At 72.9% G+C, this 22,349-nt stretch carries 19 protein-coding genes and 2 pseudogenes; 14 read left to right on the plus strand and 7 right to left on the minus strand.

Features of this window, described 5'->3' with window-relative positions; genetic code table 11:
• The first annotated feature begins 114 nt into the window (after positions 1 to 114).
• From BIV04_RS11060 to BIV04_RS11090, 7 genes are all read left to right on the plus strand, one after another.
• Entirely contained in the window at positions 115 to 1,437 is a 1,323-nt protein-coding gene (locus BIV04_RS11060; RefSeq protein WP_143048674.1) for a sugar ABC transporter substrate-binding protein, read from the plus strand.
• A gap of 123 nt (positions 1,438 to 1,560) precedes the next feature.
• Entirely contained in the window at positions 1,561 to 2,562 is a 1,002-nt protein-coding gene (locus BIV04_RS11065; RefSeq protein ID WP_218141848.1) for a carbohydrate ABC transporter permease, read from the plus strand.
• Positions 2,559 to 3,512 carry a carbohydrate ABC transporter permease gene (locus tag BIV04_RS11070; RefSeq protein ID WP_083396367.1) on the plus strand — a complete coding sequence of 318 codons (954 nt, stop codon included), beginning with the start codon at positions 2,559 to 2,561 and terminating at the stop codon, positions 3,510 to 3,512. The genes BIV04_RS11065 and BIV04_RS11070 overlap by 4 nt, the downstream gene beginning before the upstream one ends.
• Before the next feature lie 4 nt (positions 3,513 to 3,516).
• Positions 3,517 to 5,238, plus strand: a complete 1,722-nt coding sequence (locus tag BIV04_RS11075) for a beta-N-acetylhexosaminidase (protein ID WP_083396368.1) — start codon at positions 3,517 to 3,519, stop codon at positions 5,236 to 5,238.
• A 23-nt stretch (positions 5,239 to 5,261) separates the two neighbouring features.
• On the plus strand, positions 5,262 to 6,047 hold the full coding sequence (gene nagB, locus BIV04_RS11080) for a glucosamine-6-phosphate deaminase (RefSeq protein ID WP_071256317.1): 786 nt from the start codon (positions 5,262 to 5,264) through the stop codon (positions 6,045 to 6,047).
• A gap of 53 nt (positions 6,048 to 6,100) precedes the next feature.
• The gene (locus BIV04_RS11085) at positions 6,101 to 7,810 is read left to right on the plus strand and encodes an amidohydrolase family protein (protein WP_071256318.1); all 1,710 of its coding nucleotides are present in this window, start codon (positions 6,101 to 6,103) and stop codon (positions 7,808 to 7,810) included.
• Between the two features lie 173 nt (positions 7,811 to 7,983).
• Positions 7,984 to 8,610, plus strand: coding sequence for an NAD(P)-dependent oxidoreductase (locus BIV04_RS11090; RefSeq protein WP_071256319.1), 627 nt, complete (start codon positions 7,984 to 7,986; stop codon positions 8,608 to 8,610).
• Between the two features lie 22 nt (positions 8,611 to 8,632).
• Here BIV04_RS11090 and BIV04_RS11095 read toward each other — a convergent pair whose 3' ends face one another.
• Positions 8,633 to 9,037 carry a RidA family protein gene (locus tag BIV04_RS11095; RefSeq protein ID WP_056043363.1) on the minus strand — a complete coding sequence of 135 codons (405 nt, stop codon included), beginning with the start codon at positions 9,035 to 9,037 and terminating at the stop codon, positions 8,633 to 8,635.
• Positions 9,038 to 9,175: 138 nt separating this feature from the next.
• On the opposite strand from BIV04_RS11095, the gene BIV04_RS11100 reads away from it, so the two are divergent.
• Positions 9,176 to 10,687 (plus strand): alanine racemase, encoded by a 1,512-nt coding sequence (locus tag BIV04_RS11100; RefSeq protein WP_071256321.1) that lies wholly within the window; start codon positions 9,176 to 9,178, stop codon positions 10,685 to 10,687.
• A 57-nt stretch (positions 10,688 to 10,744) separates the two neighbouring features.
• On the opposite strand, the gene BIV04_RS11105 is transcribed toward BIV04_RS11100, so the two are convergent.
• A complete protein-coding gene (locus BIV04_RS11105) occupies positions 10,745 to 11,611 on the minus strand; it encodes a hypothetical protein (protein WP_071256322.1) in 867 nt (288 codons plus the stop codon).
• Positions 11,612 to 11,748: 137 nt separating this feature from the next.
• On the opposite strand from BIV04_RS11105, the gene BIV04_RS11110 reads away from it, so the two are divergent.
• The gene (locus tag BIV04_RS11110; protein ID WP_071256323.1) at positions 11,749 to 12,003 is read left to right on the plus strand and encodes a DUF4287 domain-containing protein; all 255 of its coding nucleotides are present in this window, start codon (positions 11,749 to 11,751) and stop codon (positions 12,001 to 12,003) included.
• A 93-nt stretch (positions 12,004 to 12,096) separates the two neighbouring features.
• Here BIV04_RS11110 and BIV04_RS17435 read toward each other — a convergent pair.
• Positions 12,097 to 12,210 (minus strand): annotated as a pseudogene (locus tag BIV04_RS17435) (DivIVA domain-containing protein); the annotation flags it as partial.
• 48 nt (positions 12,211 to 12,258) lie between these two features.
• Positions 12,259 to 12,450, minus strand: a pseudogene (locus tag BIV04_RS17440) (DivIVA domain-containing protein); the annotation flags it as partial.
• A 68-nt stretch (positions 12,451 to 12,518) separates the two neighbouring features.
• Between BIV04_RS17440 and BIV04_RS11120 the strand changes: the two are divergent.
• Positions 12,519 to 13,076: an SRPBCC family protein gene (locus BIV04_RS11120; RefSeq protein ID WP_083396371.1), complete on the plus strand. Its 558-nt coding sequence runs from the start codon at positions 12,519 to 12,521 to the stop codon at positions 13,074 to 13,076.
• A 69-nt stretch (positions 13,077 to 13,145) separates the two neighbouring features.
• Here BIV04_RS11120 and BIV04_RS11125 read toward each other — a convergent pair whose 3' ends face one another.
• Complete coding sequence (locus BIV04_RS11125; RefSeq protein ID WP_071256326.1) at positions 13,146 to 14,108, minus strand: hypothetical protein; 963 nt, start codon at positions 14,106 to 14,108, stop codon at positions 13,146 to 13,148.
• 96 nt (positions 14,109 to 14,204) lie between these two features.
• On the opposite strand from BIV04_RS11125, the gene BIV04_RS11130 reads away from it, so the two are divergent.
• The 3 genes from BIV04_RS11130 to BIV04_RS11140 all read left to right on the plus strand — a co-directional run bounded on the left by BIV04_RS11130 (position 14,205) and on the right by BIV04_RS11140 (position 18,221).
• Positions 14,205 to 14,873: a response regulator transcription factor gene (locus BIV04_RS11130; protein ID WP_071256327.1), complete on the plus strand. Its 669-nt coding sequence runs from the start codon at positions 14,205 to 14,207 to the stop codon at positions 14,871 to 14,873.
• Complete coding sequence (locus BIV04_RS11135; protein WP_071256329.1) at positions 14,870 to 16,567, plus strand: cell wall metabolism sensor histidine kinase WalK; 1,698 nt, start codon at positions 14,870 to 14,872, stop codon at positions 16,565 to 16,567. The genes BIV04_RS11130 and BIV04_RS11135 overlap by 4 nt, the downstream gene beginning before the upstream one ends.
• A 121-nt stretch (positions 16,568 to 16,688) precedes the next feature.
• The gene (locus tag BIV04_RS11140; protein ID WP_071256330.1) at positions 16,689 to 18,221 is read left to right on the plus strand and encodes a hypothetical protein; all 1,533 of its coding nucleotides are present in this window, start codon (positions 16,689 to 16,691) and stop codon (positions 18,219 to 18,221) included.
• A gap of 61 nt (positions 18,222 to 18,282) precedes the next feature.
• On the opposite strand, the gene BIV04_RS11145 is transcribed toward BIV04_RS11140, so the two are convergent.
• On the minus strand, positions 18,283 to 19,263 hold the full coding sequence (locus tag BIV04_RS11145) for an NAD-dependent epimerase/dehydratase family protein (protein WP_071256332.1): 981 nt from the start codon (positions 19,261 to 19,263) through the stop codon (positions 18,283 to 18,285).
• 143 nt (positions 19,264 to 19,406) lie between these two features.
• Positions 19,407 to 20,297, minus strand: a complete 891-nt coding sequence (locus BIV04_RS11150; RefSeq protein WP_071256333.1) for a copper homeostasis protein CutC — start codon at positions 20,295 to 20,297, stop codon at positions 19,407 to 19,409.
• A 198-nt stretch (positions 20,298 to 20,495) separates the two neighbouring features.
• Here BIV04_RS11150 and BIV04_RS11155 point away from each other — a divergent pair, with 198 nt between their 5' ends.
• Positions 20,496 to 22,292, plus strand: a complete 1,797-nt coding sequence (locus BIV04_RS11155) for an AMP-binding protein (protein WP_083396372.1) — start codon at positions 20,496 to 20,498, stop codon at positions 22,290 to 22,292.
• The last annotated feature ends 57 nt before the right edge of the window (positions 22,293 to 22,349 follow it).

A 22,349-nucleotide genomic window follows, 5' to 3' on the forward strand; every position in this document is an offset into this window, starting at 1 on the left:
CCCGGAGGCGGCGAGGGCCCCGGCCCGTGCCGCATTCCCGACCCGACGCTTGTGCGAGCGCGGGCCGGGACCACAGCGATGCGGCATCCCCGCTTCGACGACGAGGAGATGAAATTGCGAATCCAACGCTACACGGCGGTCGGGGCCCTGGGCCTGGCCGCGGCACTCGCCCTGACCGCCTGCTCGAGCTCGGGCACGGGCGGCAGCTCGTCCGACGAGCCCCAGGCCGTACCCACCACCAAGGGCGACGGCAAGACACTGACGGTCTGGGTCATGACGGGTGACTACACGCCCGAGACGATCGATGCCATCAACGCCGAGTTCACCGAGCAGACGGGCGCCGACGTCGACGTCCAGATCCAGCAGTGGGACGGCATCACCACGAAGATCAGCACGGCGCTCGCCACCAGCACGCCGCCCGACGTGCTCGACCTCGGCAACACGCAGGTCGCCAGCTACGCCGCCAACGGTGCGCTCCTCGACCTGACGTCGTACCGGGACGACCTGAAGCAGGGGCAGACCTGGTTGACCGGTCTCGAGGAGCCCGCGACCGTCGACGACTCCCTCTACGCCGTGCCGGGCTTCGCCGGTGCCCGCGCCGTCATCTACAACAAGACGATGTGGGCCGAGGCCGGCATCACCGAGGCCCCCACCACCTACGACGAGCTCACGGCCGACCTCGACAAGGTGAAGGCCGCCAACACGGCGTCCGACTTCTCGGCCTTCTACCTGCCCGGCCAGTACTGGTACGCGGGCATGCAGTTCGTCTGGGACGCCGGCGGCGACATCGCCACCTCGAGCGACGGCACCTGGAAGGCCGGCCTCGAGAGCGACGAGGCGCAGCAGGGCCTGGCCGACTTCACCGAGTTCCAGAACGCCTACTCGACGCCCGCGTCGCAGACCCTCGACACCGATGCCCCCGACCAGACGCAGGTCTTCGCCGACGGCAAGACGGCGACGATCCTGCACACCAACGGTTCGATCGACCTGATCCAGAAGGCCAACCCCGCCCTGACCGACGACGACTTCGGCACCTTCCCGATGCCGGGCAAGTCGGGTGAGACGCAGCCGGTCATGCTGGGCGGCTCGGACTGGGGCATCGCGGCCAAGAGCCAGAACTCCGACCTGGCCCTGCAGTGGACGAAGATCGCCACGAGCCCCGACATCCAGAGCGAATGGGTCGTGGGCAACGACGGCTGGATCCCGAACAGCGAAGAGGGCATCGAGGCGGCCGGCAGCGTGGTGACGCCGATCCAGAAGGGCTTCTTCGACGCCGCGCTCAACTCGAAGGCCACGCCGGCCAGCGCGAACTGGGCGGCCCTCGAGGGCGACAAGAGCATCAACCAGCTCTTCTCCTCGGTGGTCTCGGGCTCGAAGTCGCCCGAGGCGGCTGCCAAGTCCTTCGACGAGGCCACCGACGAAGCGCTGAACGACTAGCGCCGAGCCACCGGCAGCACCGGCAGCACCTGCTGCCTCCGGGGGCGTCGCGCGACCATCCGACCGCGCGACGCTCCCGCCCCCTCGACCCGCACCTCCTGGACTCGAACCGAAAGAGGAACCGTGGCCCTCTCGATCGCCCCCGGTCTCACCGAGACCCCGCCCGGCGCGGCGCCCGACCAGAAGGGCGGCAGGCGCCCGAAGAACGAGCGGAAGGCTCCGGTGCGGCCGGGGAAGAAGCGCCAGCTCGCCCCGCTCTGGCTGCTGTCGCCCGCGGGCATCGTCCTGCTCGCCGTCACGGTCGCACCCATCGTCTTCCTGGTGTTCACCTCGTTCACCGACTACGACCAGCGCTCGCTCTTCACCGGCGCGTACGACTCGGTCGGCGTGCAGCAGTACGCGACCCTGCTGGCCGACACCGATTTCTGGTGGTCGCTCGTCCGCACCCTGGTCTTCACGGCCGCGATGGTCGGCGGCAGCGTCCTGATCGGCACGGGCGTCTCGCACCTGCTGACCCGGCTCGGCACGCCGATGCGCTACACGGTGACGGTGGTGCTCATCCTCGCCTGGGCGATGCCGAACGTGGCGTCGTCGATCGTCTGGAAGTGGCTGTTCCAGCCCGGCTACGGCGTCGTCAACTGGCTGCTCACCCAGACCGGCCTGGTCGGCGACATGACCAACGTCGACTGGTCGAACGACGCCGCGCTCGCCTACACGAGCATCTGGCTGCTCATCGTGTGGCAGGCCGTGCCGTTCATCGCGCTGACCATGTACGCCGCCGAGACGCAGATCCCGCTCGAGTACAAAGAGGCCGCGCGACTCGACGGTGCGAGCGAGTGGCGCGTCTACCGCACCGTCACCCTGGTGTTCCTCAAGCCGACGTTGCTGCTGATCACGATCCTGTCGATCATCTGGGACTTCAACGTCTTCAACCAGATCTGGCTCGTCTCGGCCGGCGGCCCCGACGACGCCACCTCGACCCTCGGCGTCTTCACCTACGTCACCGCGTTCGTCGGCTTCGACATCGGGCAGGGCGCCGCCATCTCGGTGGTCACCACCCTGCTGCTCGTCGTGCTGACCGCGTTCTACGTCCGCAACCTCGTCCGATCCGGAGAAGACCTGTGACCACGACCGCACCCGCCGGCGTCGGCACCACGACGACCGAGACCGTCGCGCGCGACGAGAGAACCAAGGAGGCGCGCTCGGGCCACGGCACCGGCCGCCCGTCGAGCGCCCGCCCGACCCGGCGCCGCCGGAAGCCCCGCTGGGTCAGCAACGCGATCGCGATCGTCTTCAGCCTCGTCTGGCTGTTCCCCGTCTACTGGATGGTGAACACGGCGTTCAAGCCGCGCCCCGAGGTGATGACGGCGACCCCGTTGTTCTGGCCGCAGAACCCGACCCTCGACAACTTCGTCGTCGCGGTCACGCAGTCCGACTTCTTCACGAACCTGCGCAACAGCGTGATCGTCGTGGTCGGCGCCGTCGTCTTCTCGATCGTGCTCGGCCTGTTCGCCTCGGCCGCCCTGTCGCGGTTCCGGTTCCGCGGGCGGCGCACGATCATGGTGTTCATCCTGATCGTGCAGATGCTGCCGGCGACGGCCCTGTTGATCCCGCAGTTCCTGATCTTCAACAGCCTCGGGCTGCTGGGCACCTACGGCGGGCTCATCCTGGCGTACGTCGCGTCGACGTTGCCGTTCTCGATCTGGGTGATGCGCGGGTTCTTCCTGGCGATCCCGGTCGAGGTCGAGGAGGCGGCGCAGCTCGACGGCGCGAGCACCTGGCAGGTGCTGACGCGCATCATGTTCCCGCTCGTGCTGCCCGGCATGATCGCGACCAGCATCTTCGCCTTCATCGCGGCGTGGAACGACTACCTCGTGGCCTACACGTTCATGAAGGACCAGTCGATGTACACGCTGCCGGTCTGGCTGGCCTCGTTCAGCACGCCGACCAGCGGTACCGACTTCGGCGGGCAGATGGCGGCCTCGGTGCTGTTCTCGCTTCCGGTCGTCGTCTTCTTCATGATCATCCAACGCAACCTGGTGACCGGCATGTCCGCCGGCGCCGTGAAGGGCTGACCCCGTGACGAACGCACCCTCGACCTCCTCGGCCACCACGCGGGCCGGCACCGGGACGCCCGAGACCGCACCGGTCGCGATCGTGCCGCGTCCTGCTCGACTGACCCGCGCCTCCGGGGCGTTCCGCCTCGACGCGGCGACGCGCGTCTCGGCGCCCGACGAGTTGGCGGGCGTCGTCGCCTGGCTGCAGCAGGCGCTGCGTCCGGCGACCGGGTTGCCGCTGCGCGAGGGCAGCGCCGACGGCACCGGCATCTCGTTCGACCTCGATCCATCGCTCGGAGCCGAGGCCTACCGGCTGGAGGCGCGACCCACCGGGGTGCGCATCACCGGTGGCGACGCGGCCGGCGCGTTCCACGGGGCACAGGTGCTGCGTCAGCTGCTGCCCGCGGCGGTGTACCGGTCGGCCCTCGTGACCGGGGTCGACTGGGTCGTGCCCGCCGTCGACGTCGAGGACCGTCCGCGCTTCGGGTGGCGGGGGACGCACCTGGACGTCGCCCGGCACTTCCTGCCGAAGCACGACGTGCTGCGGTTCGTCGACCTGATGGCGTTGCACCGGCTGAACACGCTGCACTGGCACCTCACCGAGGACCAGGGCTGGCGCATCGAGATCACGAAGTACCCGCGCCTCACCTCGGTCGGTGCCTGGCGGGAGTCGTCGCAGGTGGGGGCCGGGCCGGACGCGACCCAGGACGGTCGGCCGCACGGCGGCTTCTACACGCAGGACGACATCCGCGAGGTCGTCGCCTACGCCGCCGCCCGCCACATCACGGTCGTGCCCGAGGTCGACGTGCCGGGCCACTCGATGGCCGCGATCACGGCGTACCCGCACCTGGGCGTCGGCGCGGTCGAGGTCGGCGGCACACCCGTGGCATCGCCCCGGCAGATCGCCGTCGGCACCGAGTGGGGCATCTTCGAGGACGTCCTCAACACCGAGCAGTCGACGGTCGACTTCTACACCGACGTGCTCGACGAGGTGATGGAGCTCTTCCCGGGCACCTGGATCGGCATCGGCGGCGACGAGTGCCCCAAGGCCCAGTGGCAGGCCGACCCCCGCACACGAGAGCTGATGCGCGACCGCGGCCTCGCCGACGAGGAAGAGCTGCAGGCGTGGTTCATCGGCCGGCTCGACGCGCATCTGACGGCCGCCGGACGACGCACCTTCGGCTGGGACGAGATCCTCGAGGGGAACGCGACGATGTCGCCCGGCGCGACGGTCGCGTCGTGGCGGGGCATGACCGGGGCCGTCACGGCCGCGCGACGCGGGTACGACGTCGTCGCCTGCCCGGACGACCAGGTCTACCTCGACTACCGGCAGTCCGAGGGCCCGGACGAGCCGATCCCCGTGTCGATCCCGCTGACCCTCGCCGATGTGTACGCGTTCGAGCCGGTGCCGGCCGTCCTGGACGAGGCCGAGGCCCGCCACGTGCTCGGCGGTCAGGCCAACATCTGGACCGAGCACATGGACTCGCCCCGCACCGTCGACTTCTTCGCCTTCCCGCGCTTGTGCGCCGTCGCCGAGGCGCTCTGGACGACCGAACCGCGGGACTTCGACGACTTCTCCACACGCCTCGCCGTGCACCTCGGACGCCTCGACGCCATCGGCGTCGAGTACCGGCACGAGTCGGGGCCGCTACCGTGGCAGCAGCGTCCGGGCGTGCCCGGGCGGCCGGCCTCGCGGGAAGAACGCGAGGCGTACATCGCGTCGGTCGTGGCGAACATCACCTGACGCCGCGTCAGCAAGGAGCCCCCATGGAGATCATCATCGTCCGCGACGCCGACGAGGTCGGCCGCGTCGCCGCCCTCAAGATCGCGTCGGTCGTGCAGCGCGAGCCCGAGGCCGTGCTGGGCCTCGCGACCGGGTCGTCGCCGACCGGCATCTACGCGTCGCTCGCGGCCCGGGTCGCGGCGGGCGAGCTCGACTTCGGCCGCGCCTCCGGGTTCGCGCTCGACGAGTACGTCGGCATCCCGCTCGAGCATCCCGAGAGCTACGCGTCGGTGATCGAACGCGACGTCGTCGTGCCGCTGGGCATGGACGCGACGAAGGTGCGCGTGCCCGACGGCCGAGCGAGCGACATCGAGGCGGCCGTCGTCGACTACGAGCAGGCCATCGTCGACGCGGGCGGCATCGACATCCAGATCCTCGGCATCGGCGCGAACGGGCACATCGGCTTCAACGAGCCCACCTCGTCGTTCGCCTCGCGCACCCGCATCAAGACGCTCGCGCCGCAGACCCGGGCCGACAACGCGCGCTTCTTCGACGACCCGTCGCAGGTGCCCACGCACTGCCTGACCCAGGGGCTCGGCACCATCCTCGACGCGCACGAGGTCGTGCTCGTGGCGCAGGGGTCGGCCAAGGCGGCGGCCGTCGCGGGCATGGTCGAGGGGCCGCTCAGCGCGATGTGCCCGGGCAGCGCGTTGCAGCTGCACCGGCACGCGACGATCGTGGTCGACGAGGCCGCCGCGGCCGACCTGCAGCTGGCCGACTACTACCGCTACACGTACGCGAACAAGCCCGTGTGGCAGCGCTTCGAATAGCTCGGCATCCCTCTCGATGACCGCGGTGCTCTCGTGACGGCGGCGGTGCCCTCGTGACGACGCTGGTGCTCGCGGGCGGGACGGTCTGGGACGGGTCCGGAGGCGCGGGTCACGTCGCGGACGTCGTCGTGCGCGACGGGGTGGTCACCGCGGTCGGGGTCGGGGCGGGGGCGTCGGTCACGGGCGCCGAGGGCACGGGCCGGGGAGGCGAGCGTGCCGGGGCGGTGACGTCCGTCGGCGGCGGGCACCGCGCCTCCTCGTCCGGGACTCCGGACGGTGTCGAGGTGGTCGACGCGAGCGGGCTCGACGTGCTGCCGGGGTTCGTCGACGTGCACGCACACGACGACGCGGCGCTGTTCCGCCCGGGCGGCGTCGCGCCCAAGACCGGGCAGGGCGTGACGACCACGATCGTCGGCAACTGCGGCCAGGGCGTCGCACCGTCGCCGACCGATCCCGACGACCGTTCGCTCGAGGACTACTCGCGACCGGTGCTGGGCGGGTTCCCGGCACGGCGATGGGGGACGTTCGCCGACTACGTCCGGACGCTGGCCGAGGGCGACGCCGACGGGCGGTTCGGCCTGCACGCCGCGACCCTCGTGCCGCACGCACCGCTGCGGGCGGACGTGCTCGGCTTCGAGCGACGCCCGGCCGACGCCGCCGAGCGGTCGCTCGTCGCGGCGTCGGTGGGCGAGGCACTCGACGCCGGGGCCCTCGGCGTCTCGCTCGGCCTCATGTACGCACCCGGCGACGCCGCCGACCGGCCCGAGCTCGTGGCGCTGGCCCGGGAGTGCGCCATCCGCGGCGTGCTGCTGGTCGCGCACGTCCGCAACGAGGCCGACGGGCTCCGCGACTCGCTCGACGAGCTGGCCTCGCTCGGACGCGAGTCCGGGGCGGCCGTGCACGTCAGCCACCTCAAGGTGACCGGACCGCGGAACGTCGGCGGAATGCCCGCGATCGTCGAGCGCCTCGACGCCCTGCGGGACTCGGGGGTCGACGTCAGCGCGGACGTCTACCCCTACGACGCGGGCAGCACGACGGTCGCGTCGCTGTTCCCTCCGGCCACGGCCGACCACGGGGTCGAGAGCCTCCTCGAGGCGCTCCGGCCCGGCACGCGCTCGCGGCGTCAGGTGCTCGACGGACTGCTCGAGCCCTGGGCCGGATCGACGCTCGAGAACCAGTACTCCGCGATCGGCCCCGCACGGATCTCGTTGGCCGGGTTCACGCGAGCCGAGCACGCGGGCTTCGAGGGACGGCCGCTGTCCGACATCGCCGCGTCGGTCGGTGCCGACCCACGCGAGGTGCTCGCCGACCTCGTCCTCGCCGAACGGGGTGCCCTGACCGTCATCGTGTTCCACACCGACCTCGAGGGCATGCGGACGGCCCTGGCCTGGCCGCACACCCTGGTCGGGTCGGACGGTCTGCCGCGCGAGACCGGCACCGTGCACCCGCGGCTGTTCGGCACGTTCTCGCGCGTTCTCGACGAGTACGCCGGATCGGGGCCGCGGGCCGTGCTGTCGCGGGGCGAGGCGATCGCGCGGATGTCGACCCGCGCCTCCTCGCGGTTCGGGCTGGGCGGTCGCGGCGTGGCCGACGGTGCGCCCGTCGGCGGTGCAGGAGGCGCGCTCGGCATCGCCCCCGGGGCCGTCGCCGACCTGCAGCTCGTCGACCCCGGGGCCTACGCCGACCGGGCCACCTACGCGACGCCGCGCCTCGGCCCCTCGGGGCTGATCGGCCTCTGGGCCGCCGGCCGCCGCCTCCGCTGACCCGCCCCTGCCCGTCCGACCCGCCCCTGCCGCCGTTGTCGCGTCGTGCACGGACCCGGCGCCGCGGGAGGTCGGGTTCGGCGCGCGTACGGATTCGGCGGGGGAGCTCTCGGCCTGCTCTCGGCCCGCTCTTGGCGGGGCGGTGTTCGCTTTCCTGAACGACAGGAGGCGCGATGAAGGTTCTGGTGCTGGGAGCGACCGGGGGCACGGGCTCCCACGTCCTGCGGGTGGCCCTGTCGGCGGGGCACGAGGTGACGGTGCTCGTCCGGGACGCATCCACCCTCGACGTGACCGACGGCGTCCGGGTGCTCACCGGGGACGCGACCTCGGCCGAGGACGTCCGCGCCGCGGTCGCCGGCCAGGACGCCGTGCTCAACGCGATCGGCTCGCGGAACATGCGGCACCCGGTCGAGGTCGAGGTCGGCCGCGCCCTGCTGCCGGCGATGCGTGACGCGGCGGTCGACCGCCTCGTGGTCTGTTCGGCCTTCGGTGTCGGCGACAGCCAGGCCGACGCGAACACGCTGCAGAAGATGTTCTTCCACACCGTGCTCGGCAAGGTCTACGCCGCCAAGGAGGTCGCCGACGCCGAGGTGCGCGAGAGCGGCCTCGACTGGACGCTCGTCTACCCGACGCGCCTCACCGACGACCCGGCGACCGGGTCGCTCGCGACGGGGGAGCGGCTGACCCGTGGGGCGGGCATCCACGTCACCCGGGCCGACGTGGCGCGCTTCATGCTGGCCCAGCTGACCGACGCGACGTGGTCACGGAAGACCGTGGTCGTGACGGGCGCGGCCGACTGACCCCGCGCCTCCTGCGGTGACGTCAGCTGAGGATCGCGAGCGCGTCGATCTCGACGAGCATGGCCTCGTTCGGCAGCTCGACGAAGACCGTCGTGCGGGTGGGGAACACGCCACTCGGGACGTTCTGCAGCAGGTAGGTCTCGTACGCGGCGTTCATCTCGGCGAAGTCGTCGCGCGTGGTGAGGAACACGCGCAGCGAGACGACGTCGTCGAACGTGCCGCCGGCGCCCTCGACGATCGCCTTGACGTTGTCGAGCGTGCGGACGGTCTGTGACGTCAGGTCGCCGGGGTGCAGGTACTCGCTGGTGGCGGGGTCTTGCGGCCCCTGACCCGACACGCTGAGGAAGCCGTTCTTCAGCACGCCCTGCGAGAAGGTCGAGATGGGGGTGGGGGCGCCGCCGGTGCGGACTTCGGTCTTCTCGCTCACAGGTCTGCTCTTCTCTGATCGATGGTCTGTGGAACCGACGTGATGTGTCGTGTGTCGGGGGTGACTGCAAAACTACCGTCAGGCACCGACACACGGCCTGACCGCAGCACCACCCCACCCGCCCCGTCGGAAGGCACCATGACCACGTCACCCTCGACCCCGTCCGCCCCCGCCGTCACCCCGATCACCAAGGTCGGCTTCGGCCGCGAACCCCGGCCCGTCCCGCTGATCGACCTCGCGACCCCCCTGCTGACGATCGACCTCGATGCCCTCGCCCACAACGTCGACACCATGGCCGCCTGGTGCCGCGAGGCCGGGGTCGACCTGGCGCCGCACGGCAAGACGACCATGGCGCCCGAGATCTGGCGGCGGCAACTCGACGCCGGGGCCTGGGGCATCACGCTCGCGACGGCGTTCCAGGTCGCCGTCGCCCGCAAGGCCGGGGTGCCGACCGTCGTCCTGGCCGGCACCGCGTTCGCGCCCGCGACCCTGGCGGCGCTCGCCGCACGCGGCACGGACGTGCTCATGTGGGTCGACTCGGTCGAGACCGTGCGGCTCGTCGACGCCGCCCTGGCGCGGGCCGAGGCCGAGCGTCCCCTCGCGGTGCTGGTCGAGTTCGGGTCCTCGCTCGGCCGGACGGGTGCCCGATCGGTGCGCGAGGCCCTGCTCGTCGCCGAGGCCGTCTCCACCGCGTCGCACCTCGTGCTGGCCGGGGTGGCCGGCTACGAGGGCGCCCTCACCCACGACGTCGACGCGGCAGGCATCGCCGTGGTCGACGACTACCTGCAGGGTCTCCTCGACGTGCTCGACGGCATCGGTGCCCCGGCCTTCGACCCGTGGCTGTCGTCCGGTCACGACGTGGTGCTCACCGCCGGTGGCAGCGTCTACTTCGACCGTGTCGTCGCCGTGCTCGGCGACCGGCACGACCCGTCGGGGCTGCAGGGGCCGCGCACGCGCGTCGTGCTGCGGTCCGGTTCGTACGTCGCCCACGACCACGACCTCTACCGCCGGCTGACGCCGTTCGCCCGTGACACGATGCCGACGACCGCAGGAGGCGCGGGTGGGGTCGACGCGGACGTCACGGTGGTCGTCGGCGACGGTTCCGCGGGGTCGCAGGCCGATCGCGAGATGGGCGGGCCGACCGACGGCGAGCTGACCGGGGTCGACGGAGCAGCCGAGGGGTTCGGGGCCGAGCGGCCCGCGGGGCCGTCGGCCGAGTCCGCCGGTTCGCCCCGAACCGGGCCCGGCGGCGAGGCGTCGACCGAGCCGTCGTTCCTGCCGGCCCTCGAATTGTGGGCGTCCGTGGTGTCCCGTCCCGAGCCCGGGCTCGCCCTGCTCAACGTCGGGCGTCGCGACACGTCGGACGACGAGGGGTTCCCGGTGGCGCTCGAGGCGTGGCGTCCGCAGGCGGCCGACCGGCGCCTCCCCGGGGTGCTCGACGGGTCGCACGTGTCGGCGCTCAACGACCAGCACGCCTTCCTGCGGCTCGAGCCGACGTCGGGGCTGCAGGTCGGCGACCTGGTGCGGCTCGGCGTCTCGCACCCCTGCACCACGATCGACAAGTGGAACGAGATCGCCACGGTGCGGGGCTCGGCCGACCGCCGCGGTGTGCCACCCGTGGTCGAGGGCAGCATCACCACGCGGTTCTGAGCGGCGTCGGGCCGTTCCGACCGGCGTCGGGCGGTCCGGTCGGTCGCGGCCGGCGGCCTACGAGCCCGAGCCCTCGTCGGTGCCGGGGGCGGGCGTCGGTGCGTCGGCGGGAGGGGTGGGCGCGTCGGTCGGCGGGGTGGGGCGGTCGGAGTCGTCCTCGGTGTCGCCGGAGTCCGTCTTCGGGCCGCCCTTCTCACCGGGGCCGTGGCCCGGGCCGCCCTTCGGTCCGCCTGCCCCCGGTCCGCCGTCGGCAGGGCCGCCCTCGGGGGCCTCGGGCAGTGCCTTGCCGTCGGGGCCGTCGCCGGGGGTCGGCAGTGCTTCGCCGTCGGGACCGGTGCCCGGGGTTGGCAGCGCCTTCCCGTCGGGGCCGGTGCCCTCGGCAGGAGCACTCCCGTCCGAGTCGTCGCCCGCGGCCGGCGGGGTCGGCGCGTCCGTGGGCGCTCCGGTGGCGCCGTCGTCGGAGCCTCGTTCACCGGGCCCTTGGCGTGAGCCGTCGCTCTGGTTCGCCGCGTCGTCCTGGCCCGGCGTCGCGGTCGACGAGGCGCTGGTCGAGCTTCCGGCGTTCGACACGGCGACGGCGGTGCTGGTGCCGACCAGGGCGAGCCCGGCGGCTGCGATGCCGATGCCCACGAGCAGGCGCTTGGTGGGGCGGCGACGCGCGGTCGTCCCGGCGGCCTCCGCCGAGGTGCCGGCTCGGAACGCGCTGCCGTCGGCGGGGAGTTCGCGGGTGCGCTGGTCGTCGGCGACGATCGGCGTGGTCGGGGCCGTCGGCTGGCCGGGCGCCGCGGCCGGCAGCTCGGTGGTGGCGCGGGCGTCCTGGTCCTCGTCCTCGCGGCGCAGCCGTTCGGCCCACGCGTCGTCCTGCGAGGGGGTGTTCTCGCCGCGACGGTCGTCGCGGCCGTCGGGGGTGGTGTCCTTCGCCATGGTGTCTCCAGATGTCGGGTGCCGGGCGAGCCGCGGTGCGGCTGGCGGTCGGGGCGTTCCCGCCGGCACACACCACTCTCGGAACCGAATCTGAAGCGGGGCTTAAGTCGCGGGGGCCCGGCTGCTACCGTCGGCGCATGTCCGAGCGACGCGTCCTGGCACCCGAGCCGCCGGCCGACGGCCAGAAGGTCAGCGGCCCGGCGTCGTACTTCCCGAGCATCGAGCGCACCTACGGTCGGTCGATCCAGGAGTGGTTCGACCTGACCACCGGACACCTCGACGAGAACGAGCTTTCACACATGCAGGTGGTGTCGTGGCTGAAGTCCGAGCACGGCCTGGGCCACGGTCACGCCAACGCGATCGTCGCGTACGTGCGCCACGCCCGCGGTTGACGCGACGGCGCGGCTGACGCGACGGCGCGGCTGACTCGACAGCGCGGCTGACGCGAAAGCCAGACGCGGTCAGCGGCCCCCGGCCGACTCGCGGCGCCTCAGCTCGGCGACGACCTCGTCCAAGAAGTCGTCGACCTCGTCTTGGCTGTACCCCTCCCGGAACTTCGTCGGCTGGAATCGTGCGTTCACGACGTCGACGTCCGCCAGGACATCGACGCCGGTCCCCTGCTCGTAGGCCGTGAGGGCCGCGTGGATGCGCTCGAGGAACGCGTCCACGTCGTCCATCGCGTAACCCTCGCGGAAGCGGGTCGGAGTGAATCTCTTCTCGGTCACGTCGCGTGCGAGCACGGTGCTCCTCGGATTTCGGGGTCGACAGGTCGGTCTCGATCCTTCCACGCCGCAGCGAACGGTCGTGCCGGTTCCAGGCCGACCGATCGGGACGATCATCGACGCGCTCTCGACGACCGACACGTCGCAGGCCGTCGCCGAGACGCCCGAGGTGCAACGATGAGCCCATGCCTGTCGTCGAGTCCCGGTGTGTCGTCCCCGTCGACGTGCGCGTCGCCTTCGCGGTGTCCCAGACCCAGGGGGAGGCGCGCAAGCGGTGGGACCCCTTCATTCGTCGGCAGTACCTCGTCGGCGGAGCGACACGGGCCGCCAAGGGGGTCCGGACGTTCACCGTGCAGCGTTTCGGGTTCCGGATGGAGAGCGAGTACGTCTCGTACAAGCCGCCGACCAACGTCGGCATGAAGATGACGAAGGGGTCGTGGTTCTTCGAGCGCCTCGGTGGCGGATGGCGGTTCCGCGAGGTCGACGGTGACCCGACCTCGACCGAGGCCGTGTGGCGCTACAACTTCTCGTGCAAGCCGAGGTGGCTGGCGCCGGTGGCCGAGCGCATCGGCGCGGTGCTCCTGCAGCGCGACATCGACCGACGCATCCGCGGCTTCGCCCGAGGCTGCGTCGATCCGTTCGTCCTCGCCCACCTCGACCCCGACCTCGATCCCACCCACCTCGATCCCGACGTCGACGTCACCGACGACTCGACCCACACCGCGCCTCCAGCCCGTCCGTAGTTCCCGTCCACCGGCGGACCCACGACACTTCCCCGAACCACTCCGTCTCGGTGGCTCGGCACGGTCGACTCAGATGTCCGAGGGTCCGAACGTCGACGCCGGGTCGGGCTCGTGCGCGTGCCGGAGGACGTCGCGAAGGCGTCGCACCAGCTCCCCGGCCGCCAGGAGTTCGTCGTGTCCGTCCTCGACGCCGACGGTCCCGAAGCCGTGGGGCCGGTGGACGCCGGCCCGGTGGGTTGCACCGAGATCGACGTCGATGGCGCCCTCCGCTACCTCGTGAAGGGTGTTCAGCACGGCCTCGAGCTGGTCGAGGGGAACGGCGAACCACGGATCTCTGTTCGCATCGCCATCGGTGTCGTCCTCGAGCGCCCAGGCGGTCCACGCGATGCGTCGTGCTCCGACGGCGGTGGTGCTCGGCGGGCCGGGCCGGGGGGTCGGCGCGTCGCGGGCGGCGCGGGCGGCCCGACGCGACCAGGCGAGTGCATCCTGCGCATCGAAGCCGATCTCCCTGGCCGGGTAGGGGTCGCCGGAGCCCTCGGCGTCCGCCTGCAGCGCGGCCGACATCAGTAAGAGGTCCTGGGTGGAGAACGCCACGACGATCTCCCGCTTCGTGCCGATCGGGCCTTCGCCTCGATCGTCGACGAGCAACAGCTCGAGGGTCTCGTCGGCGTTCACGCGACGCAGGACGGGGACTACCCGGTCTTCCCAGGTGTGGTGACGCCAGGGGTCGACGGAGGACGCAGGGGGTTCCCGCGGGCGCGGAGGCTGCCGCCGCTGGAACGGCCACCAGCCCGGGGAACTCGGACGGGTCGGCAGGGTCGGGGCACCAGGGGGCGGGCCCTCGCGCTCGGCGATGACGAGGAGGAACAACCACAGGGCGACCAGGAAGAGCCCGAACGAGATGAACCCCACGGTCAGGTAGGCGGACGGCCACAGGGTCGAGACCGGACCCCCGAGCCCGAACGCCAGCAGGGACAGGCCGAACAGGACGGCGCCCGCGACGAGTTGGCGGCGTCGGCGGCGTCTCCCCATGGGCCGACCCTAGCGGGAGGCGTTCCGACCCGACCCACACCGCGCCTCCAGCCCGTCCATAGCTTCCGCCCACCGAGGGCTCTTACAGTGCGGAAGATGTTCAGCCCCGCCCGCGTCCTCGTGATCGACGACGACGAGACCATCCGCACCGCCGTCGTCACCGCGCTCGGCGCCGAGGGCTTCGCCGTGCACGGTCTGGCCGACGGCTCCGACCTGCCCGAACAGCTGAAGGCGTTCGTGCCCGACCTCGTGGTGCTCGACTGGATGCTGCCCGGGGCGAGCGGCATCCGCCTGACGAGCACCATCCGCACCTCGTCCGACGCCGCCGTCGTCATGCTGACCGCCCGCGACGAGGTCGACGACCGGCTGCGCGGCTTCTCCGAGGGCGTCGACGACTACGTGGTCAAGCCGTTCGCCGTCGCCGAGCTGATCGCGCGGGTCACGGCCGTCCTCCGCCGCCGCGGTCGCATCCCCTCGGTGATCGAGATCGGCGACCTCGTGGTCGACCCCGAGGCGGCCCGCATCACGCGCGGCGGCGAACCGCTCGACCTCACGGCGACCGAGTTCCGCCTGCTCGGTTTCCTCGCCGAGAGTCGCGGACGCACCGTCTCGAAGACTCAGATCCTCACCCAGGTCTGGGGCTACGACGACTACGACCCCAACCTCGTCGAGGTGCACCTCAGCGCCCTGCGCCGCAAGATGGAGACCCGCGGCCCCCGCCTGATCCACACCGTCCGCGGCCTCGGCTACCGGATGAGCGCGTGACGCGCCGCCGCCCTGCCGCGCTCTCGACGGGACACCACCCCCGAGGAGGCGCGGCGCCGGCCCCCGACACCGCCGCCCCCGGGCTGCGCACCGGCTCGTTGCGCGTCCGCACGGTCGTCGCCGTGCTGCTGCTGCTGGCCGTCCTGCTGGCGGCGCTCGCCGTGACCGTCGAGCTCACCCTCGGCCAGCGGCTCCGCGCCCAGGTCGTCGACCGGCTGTCCGACCGTGCCGCGGCCGCCGCTGCCCTGGTCGGCACGGTCGACGGCGACGAACTCGCCGACCGGCTCTCGGCCCAGGGACTCTCCGTCGTCATCCGCGACGCGAACGGCGACGCCATCGTCGCCGGCCCGAGCCCCGACCAGTTGCGTGACGGTCCGCCCTCGCTCGGCGAGGGAGGCCCCGGTCGCGGCGGCCCGGCCTCGGGCCCCGCCGACGGGCCAGGAGGCGCGGGCACCGACGCCGAGGACGCCACCGGCACCGACGGTGACTCCTCGAACGGTACCGACTCGTCGACCGGCACCGACTCCGGGGACGCGGGCAGCGCCTCCTCGTCCGACGCGGTCACCGTCACCTCGTCCGAGGTGCGCAGCGACGACGAGGTGACCACGCTCGTCTCGCAGCTCAGCGACGGGTCCACCATCACGCTGACCACGGACTCGCGGTCGGTGGGCGAGACCCTGGTGCAGCTGCGCTGGGTGATGATTGGCGCCTCCGCGGCGTTCCTGCTGATCGCGGCGATCGGCCTGGCCCTCGTGGTGCGGGCGACCCTGCGACCGCTCGACCGGATGACGGGCGTGGCGCGGTCCATCGCGCACGGGGACCGCGGCCGACGCCTGCGCCCGGCCCGACGCGACACCGAGATCGGCCGCGTCGCCGTCGCGTTCGACGAGATGCTCGACGGCGTCGAGGGGGCCGAGCGGGCCGCGCTCGACGCCGAGACGCGGGTGCGGGCCTTCGTCTCGGACGCCGCCCACGAACTGCGCACCCCCGTCGCCGGCATGCGCGCCGCGGCCGACACCCTCGTGCGCTCGCCCGGCACGGCCGACGAACGCGAACGGCTGGCGACGCACGTGGTGCGTGAGGCCGAGCGCGCCTCCCGGTTGATCGACGACATGCTGCTGATGGCCCGCGTCGACCAGGGCATCTCGCTCGACGTCGCCCCCGTCGACCTCGGGGCGTCGTTGCTCGCCGACGTCGAACGGCAACGGCTGCGGCGGCCGTCGCTCGACCTGCGCGTGGTGCTGCCCGACGGGCCCGTCGTGGTCACCGCCGACGCAGGGCGGGTCTCGCAGATCGTCGGCAACCTGGTCGACAACGCTGCCCGGGCGACGGGTGGCACGGGGCAGGTGACGCTGTGGCTCGACGCGTCCCGGGTCGACGAGGTCTCGGTGCTGGTCTCGGACGACGGCCCGGGCGTGGCGGCGGGCGACCGCGAGCGGGTGTTCGACCGGTTGGTGCGACTCGACGAGGCCCGACGGTCCGGGGACGGAGGCGCGGGCCTGGGGCTGCCCATCGCCCGCGGTCTCGCCCGCGCCCACGGCGGCGACCTGGTCTGCGAGGCGCCCGGGGTCGGGCGGCCCGGCGCGGTGTTCCGGCTGACGTTGCCCGTCGGCGTGGTGCGGGCCGGGTCGGAGGCGGCTGCGGCGGTTGGTGCCCCGAGGGCCGCGTCCGCGCTGCGTCGCACCGCCGGCTGAACGTCGCACCGCGGATGTGGGCGGTGCGACGTTCACTCGGCGGTGCGACGTGGGGGCCGGTCCCCTGAGACGCGGGTCGAGCGGCGCGGAGGCCGCGATCGCCCGGCGCTAGGGTCGAGGCGTGATCCGAAGCAGGCAGGTCGTCCTCGCCGTGGTGGCGCTCGCCGTGCTGGCGACGAGCGGCTGCGTGTACCGGCCCGACGCGGTGGGACCGCTCCGTGAGTTCACGTCGTGGGCCGAGGCGCTCGACGGGGTCGATCGGGTGACCGATCAGGACGCCGTGCTGACGAACGCGGCCAACCCCTTCTCCGACGACTCGGTCGGCACCGCCCGGGTCGTGCTCGACGACGACTCCGACGCACAGGACGTCGACCGGGTCGCTCGCGCCGTGTGGTCCTGGATCGACGATCGCCCCGACGACCGGTTCGACGTGTCCGTCGACGGACCCACCGGCGGGCTCGTCGTCCCCGACGAGCCCGGCCAGCTCGACGAGTCGCTCGCGCTCGTCGCCCAGGCGGCCGCCGATCCGGACGTGGTCGGCGTCGACGTCGACCTGGGGGGCATCTCGACGGTGGTCGTCCGGCGCGGACCGGAGGCGCGGGTCTCGACGGTCTGGGACGCCTGGGCCCCGACGGTGCCCGCCGGCGGAACGCTGACCGTCGTGGCGCCCGCGGGCGGCGTAGAGGCATCCGCCGAGGGGCTGGCCCGGGCTCGCGCGTCGTCCTCTTCGGACCAGGTGGCCGGCACCCGGAGCGTGTCGGGGCCTGCCGTGAAGGACACCGTGGGAGGAATCGCCCCCGTGCTGCCCTGGCTGGACGGGTTGGAGGCGGTGGACGGCGTGGAGGGGTGGGCCGTCACCCCGTGGAGCACCGACGACCAGGCGGCGGTCGACCCCGATGCCGCAGTCGTACCGGGTGCGGTCTCGGCCACGATCGGTGTGGCGGGTCTGTCGGACGTCGATCCGGTCGACGACATCGTTCGTGCCGTCCCGGGTGCCGAGAGCGTCGGCGACCTCCGGCTCGCCTACGACGACGTCGAGATCCGCACGGCGGGCGGGCCGGGGTCACCGGGACGGTCGCTCTTCGACGCCCTGGTCGGGGAGGTCGCCTGGTCCCACGTGGCGGTCGGCCCGTCGTCAGTCACGGCGTCGTCGGACGACCCCTCCCTGCCGGTCCGACTGCAGGAGGCCGTCGCCGGGTCACCCGGTGCGGGGTCGGTGACTCTCGGCTTGAGCCTCACGGCGCGGGACGCGAAAGGGACTCCTCGCGGTGGGGGCGTCGACGTGCAGGACGCTCCGGCGTCCCGGGTGGTCGACGTGCTGCCCGGCCTCCGCGGGTTGCTCGACGACCCGAGAGCCGGCCTCACCTACGTCCGTGACGACGGCGCCCTCGACGTCTCCGTGGACGACCGGTTCGACGAGACCGGGCTCGCCGCCCTCGTCGCGGCCACCGCCGATGCGGCGGACGGTACCGCCGTGTCGTACCGCTTCGCGGGCAGGGACGGAGACGAGACGTCGGAGCGGTTCTTCGTCTCTTTCGTGTCGGCAGCCCGCCTCACGACCGCCGACGTCGACGCCTCGGGTGGTCGCGACGAGGACCCCGACCGGTCGCGCGCTCGGACCCAGGCGCTCGTCGACGCATGGAACGCCCGCTGAGCGACGGAGCGGCACGACAGCGGCACGGCACCTCGTGCTGCTCCTCGGTCCGTTCATCGGGCTAGAGCGCGACGAGCCGCTCGTACGCGTCGTCGACCCAGGGGTCGACCGTGCGGCGCGAGGCGTCGGCGTCGTGCCAGGCGACGATCTGGCGGGCTCCCTCGGCGAAGGGGACCCGCGCCTCCCAACCGGGCACCAACGCGCGGATCTTCGACGTGTCGAACACGGCCGGGTGGCTGCGGTCGCCGCACAGGTCGGCCGTCCACTCGGGCACCTCGTCGGTCAGCACCTGGGTCGTGCGGTGGACGACGTGCAGCGACGCCCCGGCGGCGTCGGCGAGGTCGCGGGCGATCATGTTCCAGGTGAGCAGCTCGGGCGACATGATGTGGAAGGCCTCCCCCAGGGCTCCCGGGTGCCCGAGCAACCCGACGAAGGCGCGGGCGAAGTCGGCCGAGTGGGTCAGCGCCCAGAGCGAGGTGCCGTCGCCGTGCAGCACGACCGGGTCGCCGCGTCGCATGCGCTCGATCGTGGTCCAGCCGCCGAGCAACGGCACGGCCGTCTCGTCGTAGGTGTGCGACGGGCGCACGACCGTCGCCTGCACCCGCCCGGCGAGGTGCTCGTCGCGCAGCAGGCGTTCGCAGGCGATCTTGTCGCGCGAGTAGGACCACCACGGGTTGAACAACGGGGTCGCCTCGGTGATCGGCAGCGTCACCGGGGGCTTCTGGTAGGCCGAGGCCGAGCCGATGAACACGTACTGATCGGTGAGCGGGGCCACGACCCGCAGCATCGACGCGAGCTGGTCGGGCGTGAAGGTCAGGAAGTCGGCCACCGAGTCGAAGCGACGTCCGTTCAGGGCGGCGACCAGCGCCTCCTCGTCCCGGACGTCGGCGACGAGCTGCTCGACACCCGCGGGCACAGGTCGGATCGTGGTGCTGCCGCGGTTCAGCACGGTCACGGCCAGGCCGTCGCGCAGGGCCTGTCGCACGACCGAGGCGCTGATCTGCCCGGTGCCGCCGATCACGAGGAGGGACGTCGATGTCATCGCTCCACTGTGCACCCCCGCGACCGGGGGCGGTCGTCGAGGTGGGCCGGAGCGGGCAGGAGGCGCGGGTCGGGAGGCGCGGGTCGGCTCACCGGGACGGGTCGCGTCGCCGGTGCGCGGCGGTGTCGCGGTCGGCCGCGGCGTCAGGCCTGGTCGAGGGCGTGACGGGCGGCGCGGACCAGCTCGGGGTCGGTCTCGAACCACGAGTCGGTCGACGCCTCGGTGCCGAGCGACACGGTCGTCCCCGACCGGGACGAGGAGGCGCGCACGGCCTGCGCCCGTTTCGCCGACAGGTGCACGGCGTCGACCCCCGCGGCCACGAGTGTCGGGACGTCGCCGAGCTGCACCCCGCCCCCGGCCATCACCTGCACGTCGCCGGCCACCTCGACCATGCGCGGCAGCACCCCCGACGCCAGACCGGCCCCGACCCGGGACGCCCCGCCCGACGTCAGCACCCGCGTGACGCCCAGCCCCACGAGGGCCGCCACCGCCGCGACCGGGTCCGCCGCCCGATCCACGGCCCGGTGCACGGTGATCTGGAGCGGTGACACCCCAGGAACTCGCCGAGACCCCGGGGCGCGAGCTGGGGTCTCGGCGAGTTCGTGGGGTGTCGTGCTCGGGTGCGGTGCGGCGGCGGCGTCGAGCGCGGCCTCGACGAACCAGCGGACGGCGTCGACGTCGAGCGAGCCGTCCTCGCGCAACGCGCCCACGACGACGCCGGCCACGCCCGACCGCACCAGCGCCCGGATCTCGCGCACCATCACGTCGAGCTCGTCCGCGTCGTACACGAATCCGCCGGGACGACATCTCACCAGCGCGTGCACGGGCACCCCCGTCGCGACGGCGGCCTCGACCAGCCCCTGCGACGGGGTGACGCCCCCGAGCTCGAGGGCGCTGCACAACTCGACGCGGTCGGCTCCGCCGTCGCGCGCCGTGACGGCTCCGGCGGCGCTCGTCACCGCGATCTCGAGGGCGGGCCGCGATCGTGCGGACGGGGCTGCGGATGAGGAGGCGCGGGTCGCGTCGGTCGTCATGTCACGACCCTAGGCGAGCGGCCCGCCCGCCTGCCGGGCTCTCCCGGTCGCCCGGCCCGCGCCTCCTGCCCCTGCTCCCGTCCCACGAGATGTCACGACGTGCCACTCACCCATGGAGACGAGCGAGACGTCGTGGCATGTCGAGGGGCAGGGACGCCCATGCCGGGGTCGGCATGGGGCGGGGTGCATGATGGCGGGATGTCCGACGCACCCGCATCCGCCGACACGCCCGCTGCACCCGCCGACGCACCCGCACCCGCCGCTGCACCCACACCCGCCGAGGCCCCGGCCACCGCCGCGTACCGGGCGGCCCGCGACCACCTGCTGGGGCTCGGGCACGACCTCGACCGGGCGAGCGACGAGTTCCGCTGGCCGGACGTCGGCGACCGCTTCAACTGGGCGACCGACTGGTTCGACGTGATCGCCCGCGACAACGACCGCACGGCGCTGTGGATCGTCGAGGAGGACGGCTCCGAGCAGAGGGTGTCGTTCGACGCCATGCGCCGCCGCAGCGACCAGGTCGCCGCCTGGCTGCACGACCTCGGCGTCGCGAAGGGCGACCACGTCATGCTGATGCTCGGCAACCAGGTCGAGCTGTGGGAGGCGATGCTCGCCGTGATGAAGGTGGGCGCGGTCATCCTGCCGACGTCGACCGTGCTCGGCAGCGCCGACCTCGCCGACCGCATCGACCGGGGGCTCGTCCGGCACGTGATCGCCAACGCGGTCGACGCCCCCGCGTTCGCCGGGGTGGAGGGGATCGAGGCCGTCACGCGGATCGCCGTCGTCCCCGAGGGCGAGGAGGCCCCCGCGGGCTGGACGTCCTTCGGGGACTCGCACCGCGCCTCCTGGACTCGTCCCGACGTCGCGACCGCGACCGAGGACGCCTGCCTCGTCTACTTCACGTCGGGCACGACGAGCAAGCCGAAGATGGTCGTGCACTCGCACGCCTCGTACCCGGTCGGGCACCTGACCACGACCTACTGGCTCGGCGTGCAGCCGGGCGACGTGCACATGACGATCTCGTCGCCGGGCTGGGGCAAGCACGCCTGGAGCTGCTTCTTCGCGCCGTGGACCGCCGAGGCCACCGTGTTCGTCTACAACTACGGGCGATTCCGGCCGGCCGAGCTCCGGGACCAGCTCGAGCGCGCCCGGGTGACCTCGTTCTGTGCGCCGCCGACCGTGTGGCGCATGCTGATCCAGTCGTCGCTGGGCTCGCGACCGAGCGCCCTCCGCGAGGCGCTGTCGGCCGGCGAGCCGCTCAATCCCGAGGTGATCGGGCGGGTGCAGCAGGGCTGGGGTCTCGACATCCGCGACGGGTACGGGCAGACCGAGACGACCGCCATCGTCGCGAACGCGCCCGGCGGCACGATCAAGGCCGGCTCGATGGGGCGCGCCCTGCCCGGCGTCGAGGTCGTGCTGGTCGACCCCGTCACGGGCGTCGTCGGCGACGAGGGCGAGGTCTGCCTCGACCTCACCACGCGGCCCGTCAACCTGATGACCGGCTACCTCGGCGACGCCGCCCGCACCGAGTCGTCCATGCGCGACGGGTTGTTCCACACCGGAGACGTGGCCGTGCGCGACTCCGAGGGCATGATCACGTTCGTCGGCCGCACCGACGACGTCTTCAAGTCGTCGGACTACAAGGTCTCGCCGTTCGAGGTCGAGAGCATGCTGATCGAGCACCCGGCCGTCGCCGAGTCCGCGGTCGTGCCGGCGCCCGACGACACCCGGCTGAACATCGTCAAGGCGTACGTGACCCTGGCCGAGGGGTGGGCACCCGACGCCGAGACCGCTCGGGCCGTCCTGGCGCACGCCCGGGTGTCGCTGCCCGCCTACGAGCGGGTGCGGCGGGTCGAGTTCACCGAGCTGCCGAAGACGATCTCGGGCAAGATCCGCCGCGTCGAGCTGCGCGAGCGCGAGGAGGCGCTGGCCCGGTCGGGCGAGCGGGCTGCGGCCGAGTGGCGCGACGCGGACTTCCCCGACCTGAAGGGGTAGGGCGCTCGACGAGCCCCACGGCCCACGGCTCCGTCTCTCTGCACCGCGTTTCGTGCA

The organism is Frigoribacterium sp. MCBA15_019, from assembly GCF_001864945.1.
Classification (GTDB): Bacteria; Actinomycetota; Actinomycetes; order Actinomycetales; family Microbacteriaceae; genus Frigoribacterium.

Coding starts and splice junctions, on each gene's coding strand:
- nagB (WP_071256317.1), top strand. CDS start 5,262: ATGGAGATCATCATCGTCCGCGACGCCGACGAGGTCGGCCGCGTCGCC.
- BIV04_RS11090 (WP_071256319.1), top strand. CDS start 7,984: ATGAAGGTTCTGGTGCTGGGAGCGACCGGGGGCACGGGCTCCCACGTC.
- BIV04_RS11100 (WP_071256321.1), top strand. CDS start 9,176: ATGACCACGTCACCCTCGACCCCGTCCGCCCCCGCCGTCACCCCGATC.
- BIV04_RS11105 (WP_071256322.1), bottom strand. CDS start 11,611: ATGGCGAAGGACACCACCCCCGACGGCCGCGACGACCGTCGCGGCGAG.
- BIV04_RS11110 (WP_071256323.1), top strand. CDS start 11,749: ATGTCCGAGCGACGCGTCCTGGCACCCGAGCCGCCGGCCGACGGCCAG.
- BIV04_RS11120 (WP_083396371.1), top strand. CDS start 12,519: ATGCCTGTCGTCGAGTCCCGGTGTGTCGTCCCCGTCGACGTGCGCGTC.
- BIV04_RS11125 (WP_071256326.1), bottom strand. CDS start 14,108: ATGGGGAGACGCCGCCGACGCCGCCAACTCGTCGCGGGCGCCGTCCTG.
- BIV04_RS11130 (WP_071256327.1), top strand. CDS start 14,205: ATGTTCAGCCCCGCCCGCGTCCTCGTGATCGACGACGACGAGACCATC.
- BIV04_RS11145 (WP_071256332.1), bottom strand. CDS start 19,263: ATGACATCGACGTCCCTCCTCGTGATCGGCGGCACCGGGCAGATCAGC.
- BIV04_RS11150 (WP_071256333.1), bottom strand. CDS start 20,297: ATGACGACCGACGCGACCCGCGCCTCCTCATCCGCAGCCCCGTCCGCA.
- BIV04_RS11155 (WP_083396372.1), top strand. CDS start 20,496: ATGTCCGACGCACCCGCATCCGCCGACACGCCCGCTGCACCCGCCGAC.